Genomic DNA, 14,509 nt, shown 5'->3' on the forward strand with positions numbered 1-14,509 from the left:
GTGTTAAATGGACAAATTGGATCATGTTGCTATTCAGGTGAATAACTTGGAGGAAACACTTAAGTGGTATTTGGACAACTTCAATGCAAAAGTAGTGTATCAAGATAGCAGTTGGGCCATGCTTGAGTTTGATAATATTAAGCTTGCTTTTGTGCTTGCCTCTCAGCATCCGGCGCATATTGCTTTTGAGAAATCACAAGCAACACACTATGGCCGACTTAAAAAGCATCGAGACGGCACATTATCTACCTATGTCAAAGATCCATCTGGGAACATCGTGGAAATCTTGCAAGAAGAAAATCAAAGGGTTGAAGAGAGATAAAGTAACAGCTTTAGCATGAATAGTTAGTTTATTTTATAAGAATTGCTAAGCACAACCAATGGGGGAAAAATGCTTAATAGATTAAAAGGTTATTTTTTGTTTCATCAGCATCAGGCGAATATTCGCACTGAAATTATCGCAGGCATAACAACCTTCTTGGCGATGTTGTATATTGTCGTAGTGAATGCAAAAATCCTGTCACAAACAGGAATGAGTGGTTCAGCGTTAGTAACTACAACAGTTGTTATTACCGCTTTTTCATCAATAGCCATGGGGATTTATGCAAAAAATCCTTATGCTATTGCCCCTGCAATGGGAATGAATGTGTTTTTTACCTATACGATTGTCAAAGCTTGGGGGATTCCTTGGGAAACAGCTTTAGGCGCTGTGTTTTACTCAGGGGTGATTTTCGTACTTTTGGCGGTGTTTAATATAAGAAGCAAAATTTTGGCAGGAATTCCAAATGGTGTAAAGCATGGAATTGGTGCGGGGATTGGTATTTTTATTGCCTTGGTTGGCTTTTATAATGCAGGGTTTATTGAGCAATCGCCCTCAGGTTTACTGGAGATAAGTCCAATTAGCCCTGAGGTAATGATTTTTTTGGTTTGCCTATTTTTATTAGCGGCTTTATTTGCCCTTAGAGTGAAAGCGGCTATTTTAATTATGATTATTATTGGCTGTTTGATTTCACTGCCATTTGGTAGATGGTATGGGGGTGCAGAGTTATTAAGTATTCCAGCGCATTTGACAAGATGGCCAGACTTTTCATTGTTTTTTGCTATCGACTGGGCTGGTAGTTTTCAAATTGCGATCATTCCTGCTGTTTTTACCTTTTTGTTTATTAATATATTTGATAGCACAGGTACACTTATTGGGCTCGCTCAAGCGAGTAATTGGCTTGATAAAAATGGCAATCCTATTCGTATTAAAGAGTCTTTGGTTGTTGACTCGGTATCAGCCTCTGTTTCTGGGTTGTTTGGTAGTTCGCCGGCATCTGTTTATGTGGAGTCGGCAACGGGAATAGCAGCAGGTGGAAGAACAGGTCTTACAGCGGTTATTGTGGGCGTTTTATTTTTACCCTTTTTATTTCTCTCGCCTTTGGTGATGATGGTGCCGATGTTTGTCGTTGCACCAGCGCTTGTTATTGTCGGAAGCTTTATGATGAGCTCAGTTAAATATATCGATTGGAATGATTCACTTGAGGCTTTTCCTGCATTTATGACCATTATCCTTATGCCTTTGACCTTATCGATATCAGAGGGGATTGTCTGGGGGATGTTAAGCTGGTTTGTGATCGCAATATTCCGCTCAAGGCAGTCATTGAATATGATGAACGTTGGTATTACAGCTTGTTGTTTTGTGATTATGTTAAGCAGTTTAAAGGTGATTTGATATCTGAGGAAGGTGAATAAAGTTCCTTAAAATAGCTAGTCCATGCTCACTTAAATACGCTTCAGGGTGATACTGTACACCATAGATAGGATGCGCTCTATGCTCAAAGCTCATAATCTCTCCTTGCTGGGTTAATGCGGTTACCAAAAGTGTATCTGGCATGCTATTAGCATTAACAATCAGTGAATGATAACGCGTAACCTTAAGTTCCTTGGGAATGGATTGATAAAGTTTAGAGCATTCATTTTGTATAATCTTTGAGATTTGTCCATGCATGATGCTTGAAGCGTTGGAAACCTCAGCACCAAAATACTCAGCAATCAGTTGATGCCCAAGGCAAACACCTAACAGGGGGATCGACTCTGTGATGGCTTTTTTGATAATGGGATATAAGTGGCTCAGCTCTCTTGGGTGCCCAGGGCCAGGTCCGATAATGATATGTGAGTAAGTATTAAGTTGTTCGCTATTAATAGGTTCATCCGTTCGAGAGATGTGCACCTTGTGACCTGTTTGTTTGATATAGTCGGTTAAGATGCTGGCAAAAGAGTCATAGTGATCAAGATATAAAATCATGTTGAGCCCCTTGTTTACTTGTATCATCAGTGTCAGATAAGAAGCTTACAGGTATTTTGCCACGTACATCGTTAATCAAATAAAGGCTTTGAGCATGTTCTAGCATCTTTGCTGTGATGCTTTTTTCAATAATCTCACCACTTTCAATAAGCTTTTCTCTCAAAATGCCGGGTAGTAGACCATCTGTGATAGGAGGGGTCAGACTGACCCCATCAATAACCGCAATGATATTATAAAAGCGTGCCTCGCTAATATGCCCTTGCTCATTTACATATAGAAGCTCCATATTCTCATCATTTGAGGTGTATTTATCATGCATCTTCTGATAGAATCCGCGGGTGGAGGGATGTGTTGTCTTATGTTGCCACAATATATTATCACTTTGAATTTTCTCTGGGCAAAGCTTCGTTTTAACAAATTGTAACGAATCTGCTATTAATCTTTGATGGGTAATAGTGGCATCAGCATTATTTTGAAGCTGAAGGCGAATCTTATAGCTGGCTGTATTATCTAGTGTTTGAGCATATTCTATCAACTGTGCTCTAAGGCGGTTTTTATCAAATTGAAAACAAAATAACTGCGCAGATCTCTCTAAGCGAGATAGGTGTCTCTCAAGGGAGCGAAATTTACTCTGTTGACTAAAATAGAGTGTTTCAATCAGATCAAAATCACTCCTATAGGCAGATTGAATAAAGCGAAGCTTCATATTCATTTCCTGATACTCATCGTGCAAATTCGATTTGATGGTAATGCCACCGCCAACGCCAATTTGAGCATGGTTATTATGGGTGTGTGGGTATTCAATCGTGCGTATTGCAACATTAAAACACATATCATTGTTTGGCATAATATAGCCAATGCTGCCGGTGTATATACCTCTGGGTGTTTCTAAATCATGTATAATCTCCATCGTGCGCCTTTTAGGTGCGCCAGTAATCGAGCCACAAGGAAATAAATGAGATAGAATCTGTGAAAATGAAGTACTAATATCACAGCGTGCTGAAACAGTTGAGGTCATCTGATAGACGCTTTGATAAGACTCAATGTCAAATGCGCGTTCAACATTTATTGAGCCAACATCGCAGAAGCTTGCCAAATCATTGCGAAGTAAATCAACAATAATTAAATTTTCAGCACGGTTTTTATTGTCATTTTGTAAAAAAAGACGGCTTTCAAGGTCTTTTTTTTCATTATCTGACCTTGGTGATGTGCCTTTCATGGGTTTGACCATTATTTTATTGCCGTTTTTATGAAAAAAAAGCTCTGGAGAGAATGATAAAACTGTTTTGGGTTTAAAGGGTAGATAAGCACTATAGGCAACTGGTTGGTTTTTCTTTAATGTTTGATACAACTGCCATGAGTTAATGGCAGATTCAATTTCAATACGTTTGGTAAAATTGATTTGATAACTGTCCCCTCTTGTCAGTGCATGTGTTATGCTTTGATATTTTTCTTGATACGCTTCAAAACTAAGCGGGTCTTTTAAGAGCGAAATAGCAGGGGAGCTAAGATCATAAGTTTCACTAGAAAGCGCCTCAGGAATTGTATTTGAAAGCTGCTCAAATGCAGTGAAGTGTAATAGTGGCTTTGGGTCATTTTGTGACTGTAAATGAGAAAGCCCAGGCTTTAGATAATAAGATGCCTCATAGCTAATATAACCAACAAGATAACAGCCTTGAGCCTGATAAAGCGCGATGGTTTTCAATGCATGTGCTAAAGTGCTGCCATCATGAGCGATGATCTCAGCCTTAGGCTTAGAGAAATAAAAACACCCTTGGGTGTGATCTAATGTGTTTTCTAAAAGGGCAAATTCAGCCAAGGATAAGGTTTCCATGTATGTGTTCTCTTAATCGATATCGATCGATTTTCCCCGTAACATTTTTAGGCAGTGTATCAAAAAGGACAATTTCATCAATCATTTTATACGCACTAATAAATTGACTTAAATGCTGGTTAAGCTCCTCTTTTGAGATATGTTTTGTCGCTGAAATACATGCACAGACAATCTCTCCCCAGATCTTGTCTTTTTTGCCAAGAACATAAACTTCACGAATCTCGGGCATTTGGTAGAGGTAATGTTCAATTTCAATAGGTGCAATATTTGAACCGCCTTTAATGATAATATCTTTGATACGACCTAAAAAATACAAATTATGGTCACTGTCAATAAAACCAAAATCTCCAGTTGGAAGCCACTGCCTTTTATCATTTACCGGTTGCATAGGCGATTGTATCCAGACTTCTCCGGTCTTTTTGTGACTTTGCTCAGTTTCTGTATGATTTTTAATTGGTTCTATTTTAACGTTGACATCATCAAATACTTTCACAGCATTATAAGCACTGGGTAAGGTTGTATTTTGTGAGTAGCCATATAATTCAGTCATTCCAATGCCATTTGATAGCGAAAGCCCTAGAAGTTGCTTGGATTTTATCATTAAACTTTGATGTGTCTGATCGCCTGCAACACTTAAAAATCGAAGTGAGCTAAGATTGAGTGTATTATCAATGGAAAGGCGCTCTATTTCATTGAATAAAAAATAATACATGGTTGGCAAAAGTGCCAAGGCGCTAATGTGATGCGCTTGAATGTTATCAATTACTTCTTTAAGTGAAAATTCAGGCAAAATCACCATGTTAAGACCTAAGGCAAGTGCGGGTAACAGTTGATAAGAAAAGGCATATGCATGATTGATCGAAAGTGAGATCAATAAAGTATCTTGAGCAGTGAGCCCAAGGTCAAATTGGCGTTTATACATATAATCAAAAATTTGCGTTAAGGCGTGGCCATGCAGTTTATAAATACCACCTGTTCCAGAGCTAATATGATAAGTGATTACACTTTCAGGCGCTTTTATGGCAAGCTTTGAAGTGCTTTTACTATAAGGGAGTGTATTTAAGAACTCTAAAGGGTCTGTAATGCTAAAAAATTGGGTATCAAGCAAGTGGCAAAGCTGATCTAGTTTTTCACTCTGTTGACTGTGCTCAAGCACTAGCGCACAAGGAGGAGATCTTTTTAAAATCTCAATGAGCTCATGATCAATCAGGCGTGGATTAATGGGTGTTAAATGAACTCCGGCTTTCCAAGCACCTAAGTATAGCGCAATGTTAAGAGGGGAGTTCTTCAAAGAGAACATAATATGCTGAAAGGCGTTTTTTTCAATCCATTGGCAAATACATTCACTGTATTGCAATAGCTGTTTGAAAGTATATTGCTTGTTCTGAAAAATAAGGTGGCGATTATCGCCATAAGTATTTAAATGACAAAAAAGCGCATCAATATCATTAATTTTCTCATTTAACACAAATAACCTACCATTGATCTCCCCACTTGCGATTTAAGCATGCTGATAATTAAGCTAGATTATACGACATTTTAAAAGATTTAATAGTTTTGTTAGCTAGAGTAAAGACCAATTATCTTCTTGAGGGCGAGTTAATATGTACCCTATATTGATTGAGTGGTATACTTCTTTTGCAGTAGAAAGGAAAAATTAAAAAGGAAAGGAGTTAAGTGAAAAAATTACTCTGTTTTTTCATTGCCGTGCTAGTTGTTAGCATTGCGGTTATAGTTGGTATTATTTGGTGGCAGGATAGGGCGCATCATCATGAAATTACACAGCGTGGTCCTGAGTTATATACAAATGTTATTGTTTTTGGCGATAGCTTAAGTGATAGTGCAGATTATCAAAGTGATGACCCTCATGGTAACAATTATTGGGTTCAGCCAGCGGGTATTCTTTCACCTAAAGGCGCTCCAATCACCAGTGAAATTTCTAAGTTAGATCATAAGCGCAAAACATGGTTTAATTATTTTGTTAATTTGATGCCGCTGAGAACAGAAAAACGAATTTATACCATTCGTGAATTAAAAAATAACCTTGCCTATCATCATAATGTCTCATTTGCTGTTGCTTCCGCAGAGACAGGGAATAATTTTATTACTGATACTACCTCCGCAACTGTGGCTGATAGTTTATGTACTAAGGGAGTGCATGATTATGGTAGCTATAACTGTGTGCCAGGCGTATTAAAACAGGTGCACATGTACTTGGAAAATGTCAATTACAAACCAAATCCACAATCGCTTTTTATCATCTGGGCGGGAGGAAATGATTTTTATCAGAATATTGTTAGAATGATGACACAAAATGGTCAAGCGATCTCTCATCCAATTGATAACATTGTGCAAGCCGTCCAGCTGCTAATTGATCAAGGGGTGCCAGCTCATCATATTTATGTGTTAAATTTGCCTAATTTTTCCATGGTGCCAGCAGTTAGAGGGCTGTTAGCAAAAGGCATTCAAAGTCCTTTAATGTTTAATGGTGCACTTCATGTAGTATCATGGATATCAGATATATTTAACCTGACATTGAAAGCAAACCTAGTCTTGCATACATTTGGTCAGTTCAAACCAAGTCATGTCTTCCCATTAGATCAATTATTTTTAGATGTTTATTATAATAAGCATCAATTGCAAGCGCGTCTAAAGCTCAATAAAGAAGTCGGGAAAACGTGTGCAGAGTCAGACGCATTACCAGTTTGTTCAGGGTTTTTATTCTACAATATTATGCACCCGACAACGAACATTCACCATTATCTTGCTAAACGGTTGTATGAGTATATGTCTTAAAGGGGTAGAATTCTTATTTAGCGTGGTATCATTTAAATAAGGGATATAGTAGAATCTGCCGTAAATTAAAATAAGACAGATAGGATAAGCATGAAAAAAAGTTTTTACAACATTCCTGCTACGCGCTTATTGCCCAGTCGTTGGGACCTTTTTTCGTTGTTTTTTGTCTTATCGATGCTGTTTATTGTGGCTTGGGTATGCTCAAACTTGGGCGGCAGTGTTGACTACCGTGATATTCACTCAGTAAGTCAATTCGAAAAGCTCTCAATGAGTCTTTGGGATTTGCCGACATATGCGGCTGATACCACTGTTCGCATGTTTATTGCACTTTTTTGCTCTTTCATATTTAGCTTTGTTGTTGGCGCATGGGCGGCCAAAAGTAAGCGTGCTGAGAGTGTAATTATTCCAATTATTGATATTTTACAATCAATTCCAATCCTTGGCTTTTTGGCAATTACAGTTACGGGATTCCTTGCTATTTTCCCATATTCTCTTTGGGGAGCGCAGCTTGCTGTTATCTTTGGAATATTTACAGCGCAAGCATGGAATATGGTGTTAAGCTTTTATCAGTCTTTAAAAACCATTCCAAAAGAGCTAAGAGAAGCCTCTGATATGTATCAACTATCAGGGTGGCAGCGTTTTTGGAAGTTGGAAGTGCCATTTTCAATGCCGGGGCTGATATGGAATACTATGATGTCAATGTCAGCAAGCTGGTTTATGGTGGTTGCCTCTGAGACAATTGTTGTTAATTTCACTAAAACAACGTCCTCTGCAATTAATTTGCCAGGGATTGGTTCTTTTATTGATCAAGCAAATGATGAGAAAAACTTCACTGCTGTTGGCGCGGCTATTTTGGTGATGCTAATTGTGATTGTTTTGTATGATCAGTTGGTATTTCGCCCCATTGTAGCTTGGTCTGAAAAATTTGTGGTTTCAGAGATGCAAGAAAGTGGTTCAAGCTCTTGGTTTTTACGCCTTCTACAGCGCTCTACGGTTCTAAAGGCCTTTGGACATTTCACTGCATTGCAAGCGAATAAAATCGTGAATATTCGTTGGTTTAAAAAAGATCTGAGTAAAAGCTATAATCAAATAGATCATTTAAAAGAGCAAAAGCTGCCATCTAGAGTGCAAAGTGCGCTTTGGCAAGTGTGCGTATTTATCAGTCTTTTGGTGTTTGTCTATTTAGCATGGCAGTTTATTTACAATAATAAAGAAGATCCTATTACGTTTGCAGAAACGATTAAAGTATTTGGTTATGGGCTCGCAACAGGGCTTCGGGTATTTGCACTTATTATTATTGCTTCTATTATCTGGGTGCCAATTGGCATTTGGATTGGACTTCGGCCTAAGGTCGCTGAGAAAGTGCAGCCTTATGCACAGATTTTTGCAGCGTTTCCCGTTAATGTACTTTATGGGTTATTTGGCACTTTAGTGATTGTATTTAATTTGAATTTTAATATTTGGTGTATTGTCTTAATGGCGCTTGGGACGCAGTGGTATATTCTTTTTAATGTGATTGCTGGTGCATCAGCCATTCCATATGAGCTTAAAATGGCAGCAAGAAATATGCAGCTTAAAGGGTTTGTGAAATGGACGAAATTCCTTTTTCCCGCAGTGATGCCTTTTTATGTAACAGGGGCAATTACAGCAGCAGGTGGTGCTTGGAATGCAAGCATTGTCAGTGAATATGTGAACTGGGGAAAGGACTCTGTTTTAACAGCAACAGGCATAGGTGCCTATATATCCGAGCAATATAATACACCGGGAGATCACACGGCAAACATTGCCCTTGGTGTGGTTGTAATGTGTATTTTGGTTGTGTTAACCAACAAATTATTCTGGCGCAGGTTATATAATTATGCAGAGAAGCGCTTTAGTATGAACATGTAAGGCGGTAATAATGGATCAAAATGTTATTCTTGATGTAGAACAGGTTTCAAAGGCCTTTCCAAAGGCTGATAAGCAAGATCTTGTCGTATTAGAAAAAGTAGACTTTCGCATGAAAGAGGGTGAGATTGTTGCACTTTTAGGTAAGTCAGGCTCAGGAAAGTCAACGCTTTTACGTATTATTGCAGGACTGACCGCGCCAACAAGCGGCAAGGTGCTCTATCGCGACAAAAACGTTTCTGGGCCTGTGCCAGATATCTCTATGGTGTTTCAAAGCTTTGCGTTGATGCCTTGGTTGAGTGTGCTTCAAAATGTTGAACTTGGACTTGAAGCAAGAGATGTTTCGGCAAGTGAGCGAAAAGCACGTGCACTTAAAGCTATTGATATGATTGGTCTTGATGGCTTTGAAAATGCCTATCCCAAAGAGCTCTCAGGTGGGATGCGCCAGCGTGTTGGTTTTGCACGAGCCCTTGTTTTAGAGCCTGATTTATTATTAATGGACGAGCCATTTTCTGCGCTTGATGTCTTGACCGCAGAGAACTTGCGTGAGGATTTATTAGAGCTTTGGGAAAAAAATGAAGCGATGAAAGGCATCTTGTATGTCACACATAACATTGAAGAGGCCGTGTTAACTGCCGATAGAATCATTATATTTGGCAGTAATCCTGGTTTTATTCGAGGTGAATTAAAAGTCGATTTAGCGCATCCCAGAAATTCGCAGGATATTGCAATTACAGATTTAATCGATGAAGTCTATCGTTTAATGACAACCGCTGAGACTCGTGAGTTAAGTGAACGTATGAATAAGCGAAAAGCACTTAATATTGGTTATAGACTGCCTGATGCCGAGGTATCTGAGTTAACAGGGCTTTTAACTGAGATGGATGATTTACAGTCAAAAGGCTCTATTGACCTGCCAGATCTGGCTGATCATGTCAGGTTGGATATTGATGATTTATTTCCGATTATTGAAACACTTTCAGTTTTAAATTTAGCGAAAGTATCAGAAGGGGACATTACCATGACGATGCTGGGTAAGCGTTTTATTTCTTCAGATATTGAAGAGAGAAAAATTCTTTTCTCTCAGCTTCTAATGCAACATATTCCACTTGCAAGGCATATTGTCAAGGTGCTTAAAGAGCGACCAAATAATAAGGCGCCAGAGTCTCGCTTTCTCTCTGAGCTGGAAGATTATTTAAGTGATGATGAAGCGCAAAGAGTGTTTAGCACATTTATTGAATGGGCGCGTTATGCCGAAATCGTTGAATATGATGCCAATACGGGAATATTAAGCCTTGATGAGACGAATACCTAGCTTAAAATAAAGAGTCAAATGAGATGTGTTTGTTCTAGATTGTTGCATAGTATTTGACATGTAAAGGGGTTTAGTTACAATGTAGCTCTACTTGTTGCAAAGGGATTGCAAAAAGGAAGTATACGATGTTGGTATTTTGACTGAGAAGCACAGCATGTGGTAATGAAAGGAGTCAACAAGAGTTATGCTATGATTGGAATATTATTATATTAATGTTCAAGTAATTAACTCTTTAGAAATATTGCTGTTCTCTTACGCTGTTAATGAAGTTTCTATCACGGAAATATACTTCATCCATGTTGGTATGCAATCCTGTGAATATTAATTAAAGATAAGGAATTCAATGAACACTCCATTTCATAATATATGTCGTACTATGGCAAATCAAGTTGTTAGCGAATATAACACACACGCTGCGCCAGTATTTCTAATAATAGGGCATGAACATGAGCCTGGAAAAGCATTAGGATCTTCGGTTCTTAGAGGGGTTATTGATTGTTTAGTGCATGAACATCAATGGGAGCCTAAAACCCTGATGAATTTAATGGAAAATAGTTCAGTTAATATAGAGGGAAAAACAACTGGTGATTACTTTCGTTCACAGCACCAAGGAGAAAAAGTGTCAAGCTATTGGAATAGAAGTATCACATCTGACAGTGGAGATTTACCTGGCAAAGTTTCTTCTCTGATAGATTCCTATTCGGTGAGATATAATCCATATAAAGATTTGGATGGGTCAGGGTTTAGCAGGAACACCATGAATACATTGAATTACTTATTTAATATGGGAGTTAGCATGCACCCAGTAGAAGTGGACACACAGATGTCAATTGACAGTGGTTGGCATGCTAGACGTGCTTTTAGAAATATAAGACATCAGTTTTATGATACTGGACAAAAAGCATTAGTTAGATTGAAAGAATTGGAGAAAAGTGGTGAATTTAAGCCCATATCTTCTACGGTAGAGAAGTTTATGATGAGTAACATATGTCCGATAGATAAAACAGGCCCTCGGATTGACCCATATTTGGTAAGGATTATTGCATATAATGTTCTTACTCCCTTTAATCTTTTAGATTTTCATTTGTGTTTTCCTGAAATTCGCTGCTTTATTTTGCCGGTAGGTTGGTGGCATGTTGCAAATTATAAAGCACAATATTCAACAGAAAGGATAGAGGTTCCTTCTCAACAAGAGTGTTTAAAAATAACACTTGAACAGTGTGGTGTGAGAGGAAGTGTTTTATCTTATTTTATTGATGAATCAAAAGGTGAGGAGGTCAAATACATAGATCTTTATCGTCACCTTTCCAGAAGCGAAATGCCCAGTATGCCTTCCCCGTCTTCAATAAACAGAAAGGTGCCATTTATTTTGGATGATGATACTTTAAAAAAAATAATAACAAAGAATTATGATTACCGGCTAAGAAGAATTATTACTGAAGAGAGCCCAGAATATACTAGCTATTTGAAGAAAAAAAATTGCAGTCTGTTTCGAAGAAATTACTCGAGTGGCCAAATATCAGGGGTTATTGATGCCTATGTTTCTTATCCAGCAGATAAATTAGACTGCTGGAAAGAAATAATTCGCCCTCCAAAAGAGAGGTTTGGGAGTAAGACTAAGTGGAGATAAGCTGCATGGTTTGGTTGCTATATCTTCTGCCATGCAGATAGAGATTTAAAATATTGCAATAAATATGCTATATGCACCACTTGTATTTTTTTCGATCTCAATATAATAAAGTAGAGCAGTACTTTTAAGAATATAGTTATGTAAACAATAATTATGCTAATTTTTAGCATAACTTTCATTGACGATATTTTTCTAGTGGAACAATATGAGAGGTACATAAACATACCTCCATAGTAGAAAAATGAAACTTAAAAAAATTGTTATCTATTCTGTTTTTGCAACATTAAGCGCTCAGTTGGTGATGGCATCTGATTTACCTTCAGACAGCACAAATACTGCTTCGACAGATCCCTCAAAACCCTTGTTTGGAAATTGGTCTCCATCGGATATCAAGTTTGATTTTCATGGATTTATGAGCACGGGAATGAGTACGACAAGTACAGCTTCAGATTATAATATGGTTGGTTATGGTAATATCAATAACTCGGCTGATTTTTATACACCGACACTCCTTGGAATACAGCTAAAAGCTGAGATTACACCAAAAATTTCCATTGTAACGCAGGTGGTGGCTGATGGTGACCGCTCAACAGGGCAAAGTGCTTACCAACCAAATGTAAATTGGCTTTATGCATCATACAAGTTTAATGATAATTTGTCTGTTCGTGCTGGGCGTTTTCAGCTGCCAAGCTTTTTATACTCAGAAGGAATTCGTATTGGGTATAATTTCCCTTATACTTATCTACCAAATGAGGTGTATCGGATCTTACCTGTCTATTCGATTAATGGGGTAAATTTACTTTATACGCATACCATTGCAGATAGTGGTTGGGCCTTTTCTGTTGAGCCACTTTTTGGCAATACAGATTGGGATTATCATGTTGTTGCGCAAGGAGGAGGATCTACTGCACCGCTGAATACAACCCCAACTTCCATCAATGCATCATTCTCAGGGAAGAACTTTTTAGGTGCGGATGTGCAGCTATATAATAATGCTTTTAAATTTAACGCATCCTATTTAAGAGGAGATGTCTCAACTGAATTTATGCCAAATACATCGCTTAGTTTCAGTGGGCAGTATGTTAGTTTGGGAGCAAACTATGATCAAAATAATATTTGGCTGTCTGCTGAGTATGCAGAGCGATTTGTTGATGCACCTATTGCTGCGCTTCGAGGTTATTATCTATCAGGCGGGTATCATATTCAGAAGTTTTTGCCTTATATCAGTTTTGCTCAAATTAAAACAACGAATGCTTCTGATTTGAATAAGCCACAAGATGAAGTGATTCAGGATCAACATTCATTTACTTTGGGGTTGAACTACTATGTGAATACACATATGGTGATCAAAAGTGCTTATAGTTATATTGTGCCAGAGAATAACTCCTATGGTCTATTTGCAACGAAACCTAGTGGGAATGTGAGCATGTTTACGCTCTCAACCAGTCTTGTATTTTAATGAGCAGCAGGTAGCAGGGTATGAGGCAGTTTATTCATTGCTTGTGCTTGATAGTGTCAATAGCGCTTTTTCAACAAGTACATGCCATTGTCATTATTGGTAATGAGCGATTACCCGTGGGAGCGTTATCACAAGAGCAGGTCCAAATGTTATATAATTTAACACCAGTGGAAGTGGATGGTGAAAGCCTAACTCCAATCGATTTGAATCTTAATTCAGATGTGAGCCAGTCTTTCTACCAAGAAGTATTAGGAAAATCTGTGATCCAGATAACACAAGCACGATCCAAACTATTATTCTCTAGTGGCGCGAATAATATCTTAGTGGCAAATACACCGGAAGATGCCATAGAAATGGTGCAAGCAAACAAAAATTATATTGCTTATCTAGCACAGCCTGAAAAATTACCAAATGGCGTAAAGATTTTATATCAAACCTATGCGGCAACGGGAGGCTCAATCAACACTGCTGACACAGAAAAACAAAATGAAAATAAGAAAGAGCCTCAGTCAGCCACATTGGATGCAAAATTAGCTGAAGTATGCGCGCATGGTTGTTCGCAAGAGCAGATACAGAGTATTACTCAGTACTATAAGAAAAATAAGGAAAGCTAGAAGGTGGGATTTGCCTGCGGTTATGTTGAAAATAAAAGGGGATGGTTTCTAAATGCCTGAGATGGGTAAGATTAAAAAAGAGGCAGTATTACAGCGAAGGATATTAACTGCCATATATATGAGCAGAGCGGTTGATGCAAAACAGGTGAAGGTAGAGTTGCTTCGCGAGCTTAGTGAAAATGTAAAAATTGATGAATCCCGAGGCTGTTATAAAAAAATTAGAAAAGGATATTTTTTAACTTGCTTGCACAAGCTTTGTGAGAACACAGGGATGTTTACAGGGTCTGATACAGCTCGACACTTAGCACGATTTCTGTCATTAAATGAAAATAGGGATTTATATGAATATATTTTAAATGGTAAAAGAGATGATAGGGTTGGCATGGAGGTGCGGCAAAGAGATTTAAGACAGATTTTGGGTAGTGTTTTACTTTGTCTTAACTCCGTGTAAAATGCTCAATCAAAAATGGCAAAAATTGACGTTACTTGCAGGCTATGTAAATCCAATAATACAGTAAAGGCTGGTAGGCATAGGATAAAGTCAAACCCTGAGGGAGTTCAGAAGTATAAATGCCAAGATTGTGGCAAATACTTTCAGCTTGAATATAAAGCAAAAGGCAGGCTTCCTGAGACAAAAGAAAAGATTATTGATATGTGCAACAATGGTAGTGGTATTCGTGATACGGC

General features: G+C 38.1%; 13 protein-coding genes. 10 read left to right on the plus strand and 3 right to left on the minus strand.

The genetic code is table 11. The features are described 5' to 3' along the window. Positions 1–7: 7 nt before the first annotated feature. Entirely contained in the window at positions 8–322 is a 315-nt protein-coding gene (locus tag A37Q_RS0104410) for a VOC family protein (RefSeq protein ID WP_018299066.1), read from the plus strand. Positions 323–391: 69 nt separating this feature from the next. After that, positions 392–1,714, plus strand: coding sequence for an NCS2 family permease (locus tag A37Q_RS0104415; protein ID WP_018299067.1), 1,323 nt, complete (start codon positions 392–394; stop codon positions 1,712–1,714). Here the strand turns inward: A37Q_RS0104415 and A37Q_RS0104420 are convergent. Genes A37Q_RS0104420 through A37Q_RS0104430 form a run of 3 tightly spaced genes read right to left on the minus strand, consistent with a single transcriptional unit; the run spans position 1,700 to position 5,589 of the window. After that, the gene (locus A37Q_RS0104420) at positions 1,700–2,287 is read right to left on the minus strand and encodes an anthranilate synthase component II (RefSeq protein WP_018299068.1); all 588 of its coding nucleotides are present in this window, start codon (positions 2,285–2,287) and stop codon (positions 1,700–1,702) included. The two genes, A37Q_RS0104415 and A37Q_RS0104420, sit on opposite strands and share 15 nt — an antisense overlap. Continuing rightward, positions 2,271–4,121: an aminodeoxychorismate synthase component I gene (pabB, locus tag A37Q_RS14625; protein ID WP_018299069.1), complete on the minus strand. Its 1,851-nt coding sequence runs from the start codon at positions 4,119–4,121 to the stop codon at positions 2,271–2,273. The genes A37Q_RS0104420 and pabB overlap by 17 nt, the downstream gene beginning before the upstream one ends. Beyond that, positions 4,099–5,589 (minus strand): class I adenylate-forming enzyme family protein, encoded by a 1,491-nt coding sequence (locus tag A37Q_RS0104430; RefSeq protein ID WP_018299070.1) that lies wholly within the window; start codon positions 5,587–5,589, stop codon positions 4,099–4,101. The genes pabB and A37Q_RS0104430 overlap by 23 nt, the downstream gene beginning before the upstream one ends. A 209-nt stretch (positions 5,590–5,798) precedes the next feature. Between A37Q_RS0104430 and A37Q_RS0104435 the strand changes: the two genes are divergently transcribed. The 8 genes from A37Q_RS0104435 to A37Q_RS0104470 all read left to right on the plus strand — a co-directional run. Further along, the gene (locus tag A37Q_RS0104435) at positions 5,799–6,917 is read left to right on the plus strand and encodes an SGNH/GDSL hydrolase family protein (RefSeq protein ID WP_018299071.1); all 1,119 of its coding nucleotides are present in this window, start codon (positions 5,799–5,801) and stop codon (positions 6,915–6,917) included. 174 nt (positions 6,918–7,091) lie between these two features. Further along, positions 7,092–8,807 carry an ABC transporter permease gene (locus A37Q_RS0104440; RefSeq protein WP_420805982.1) on the plus strand — a complete coding sequence of 572 codons (1,716 nt, stop codon included), beginning with the start codon at positions 7,092–7,094 and terminating at the stop codon, positions 8,805–8,807. A 10-nt stretch (positions 8,808–8,817) separates the two neighbouring features. Beyond that, entirely contained in the window at positions 8,818–10,119 is a 1,302-nt protein-coding gene (locus A37Q_RS0104445; RefSeq protein WP_018299073.1) for an ABC transporter ATP-binding protein, read from the plus strand. 376 nt (positions 10,120–10,495) lie between these two features. Then, complete coding sequence (locus A37Q_RS0104450) at positions 10,496–11,749, plus strand: hypothetical protein (RefSeq protein WP_154648617.1); 1,254 nt, start codon at positions 10,496–10,498, stop codon at positions 11,747–11,749. Between the two features lie 241 nt (positions 11,750–11,990). Beyond that, positions 11,991–13,208, plus strand: a complete 1,218-nt coding sequence (locus tag A37Q_RS0104455; RefSeq protein WP_018299075.1) for a porin family protein — start codon at positions 11,991–11,993, stop codon at positions 13,206–13,208. Positions 13,209–13,228: 20 nt separating this feature from the next. After that, positions 13,229–13,822, plus strand: a complete 594-nt coding sequence (locus A37Q_RS0104460) for a hypothetical protein (RefSeq protein WP_154648618.1) — start codon at positions 13,229–13,231, stop codon at positions 13,820–13,822. Positions 13,823–13,874: 52 nt separating this feature from the next. Beyond that, positions 13,875–14,273: a hypothetical protein gene (locus A37Q_RS0104465; protein ID WP_018299077.1), complete on the plus strand. Its 399-nt coding sequence runs from the start codon at positions 13,875–13,877 to the stop codon at positions 14,271–14,273. Between the two features lie 15 nt (positions 14,274–14,288). Next, the coding region (locus tag A37Q_RS0104470) for an IS1/IS1595 family N-terminal zinc-binding domain-containing protein (protein WP_018299078.1) at positions 14,289–14,509 on the plus strand (221 nt) is incomplete at its 3' end.

The organism is Fangia hongkongensis FSC776 = DSM 21703 (assembly GCF_000379445.1).
GTDB lineage: Bacteria > Pseudomonadota > Gammaproteobacteria > Francisellales > Francisellaceae > Fangia > Fangia hongkongensis.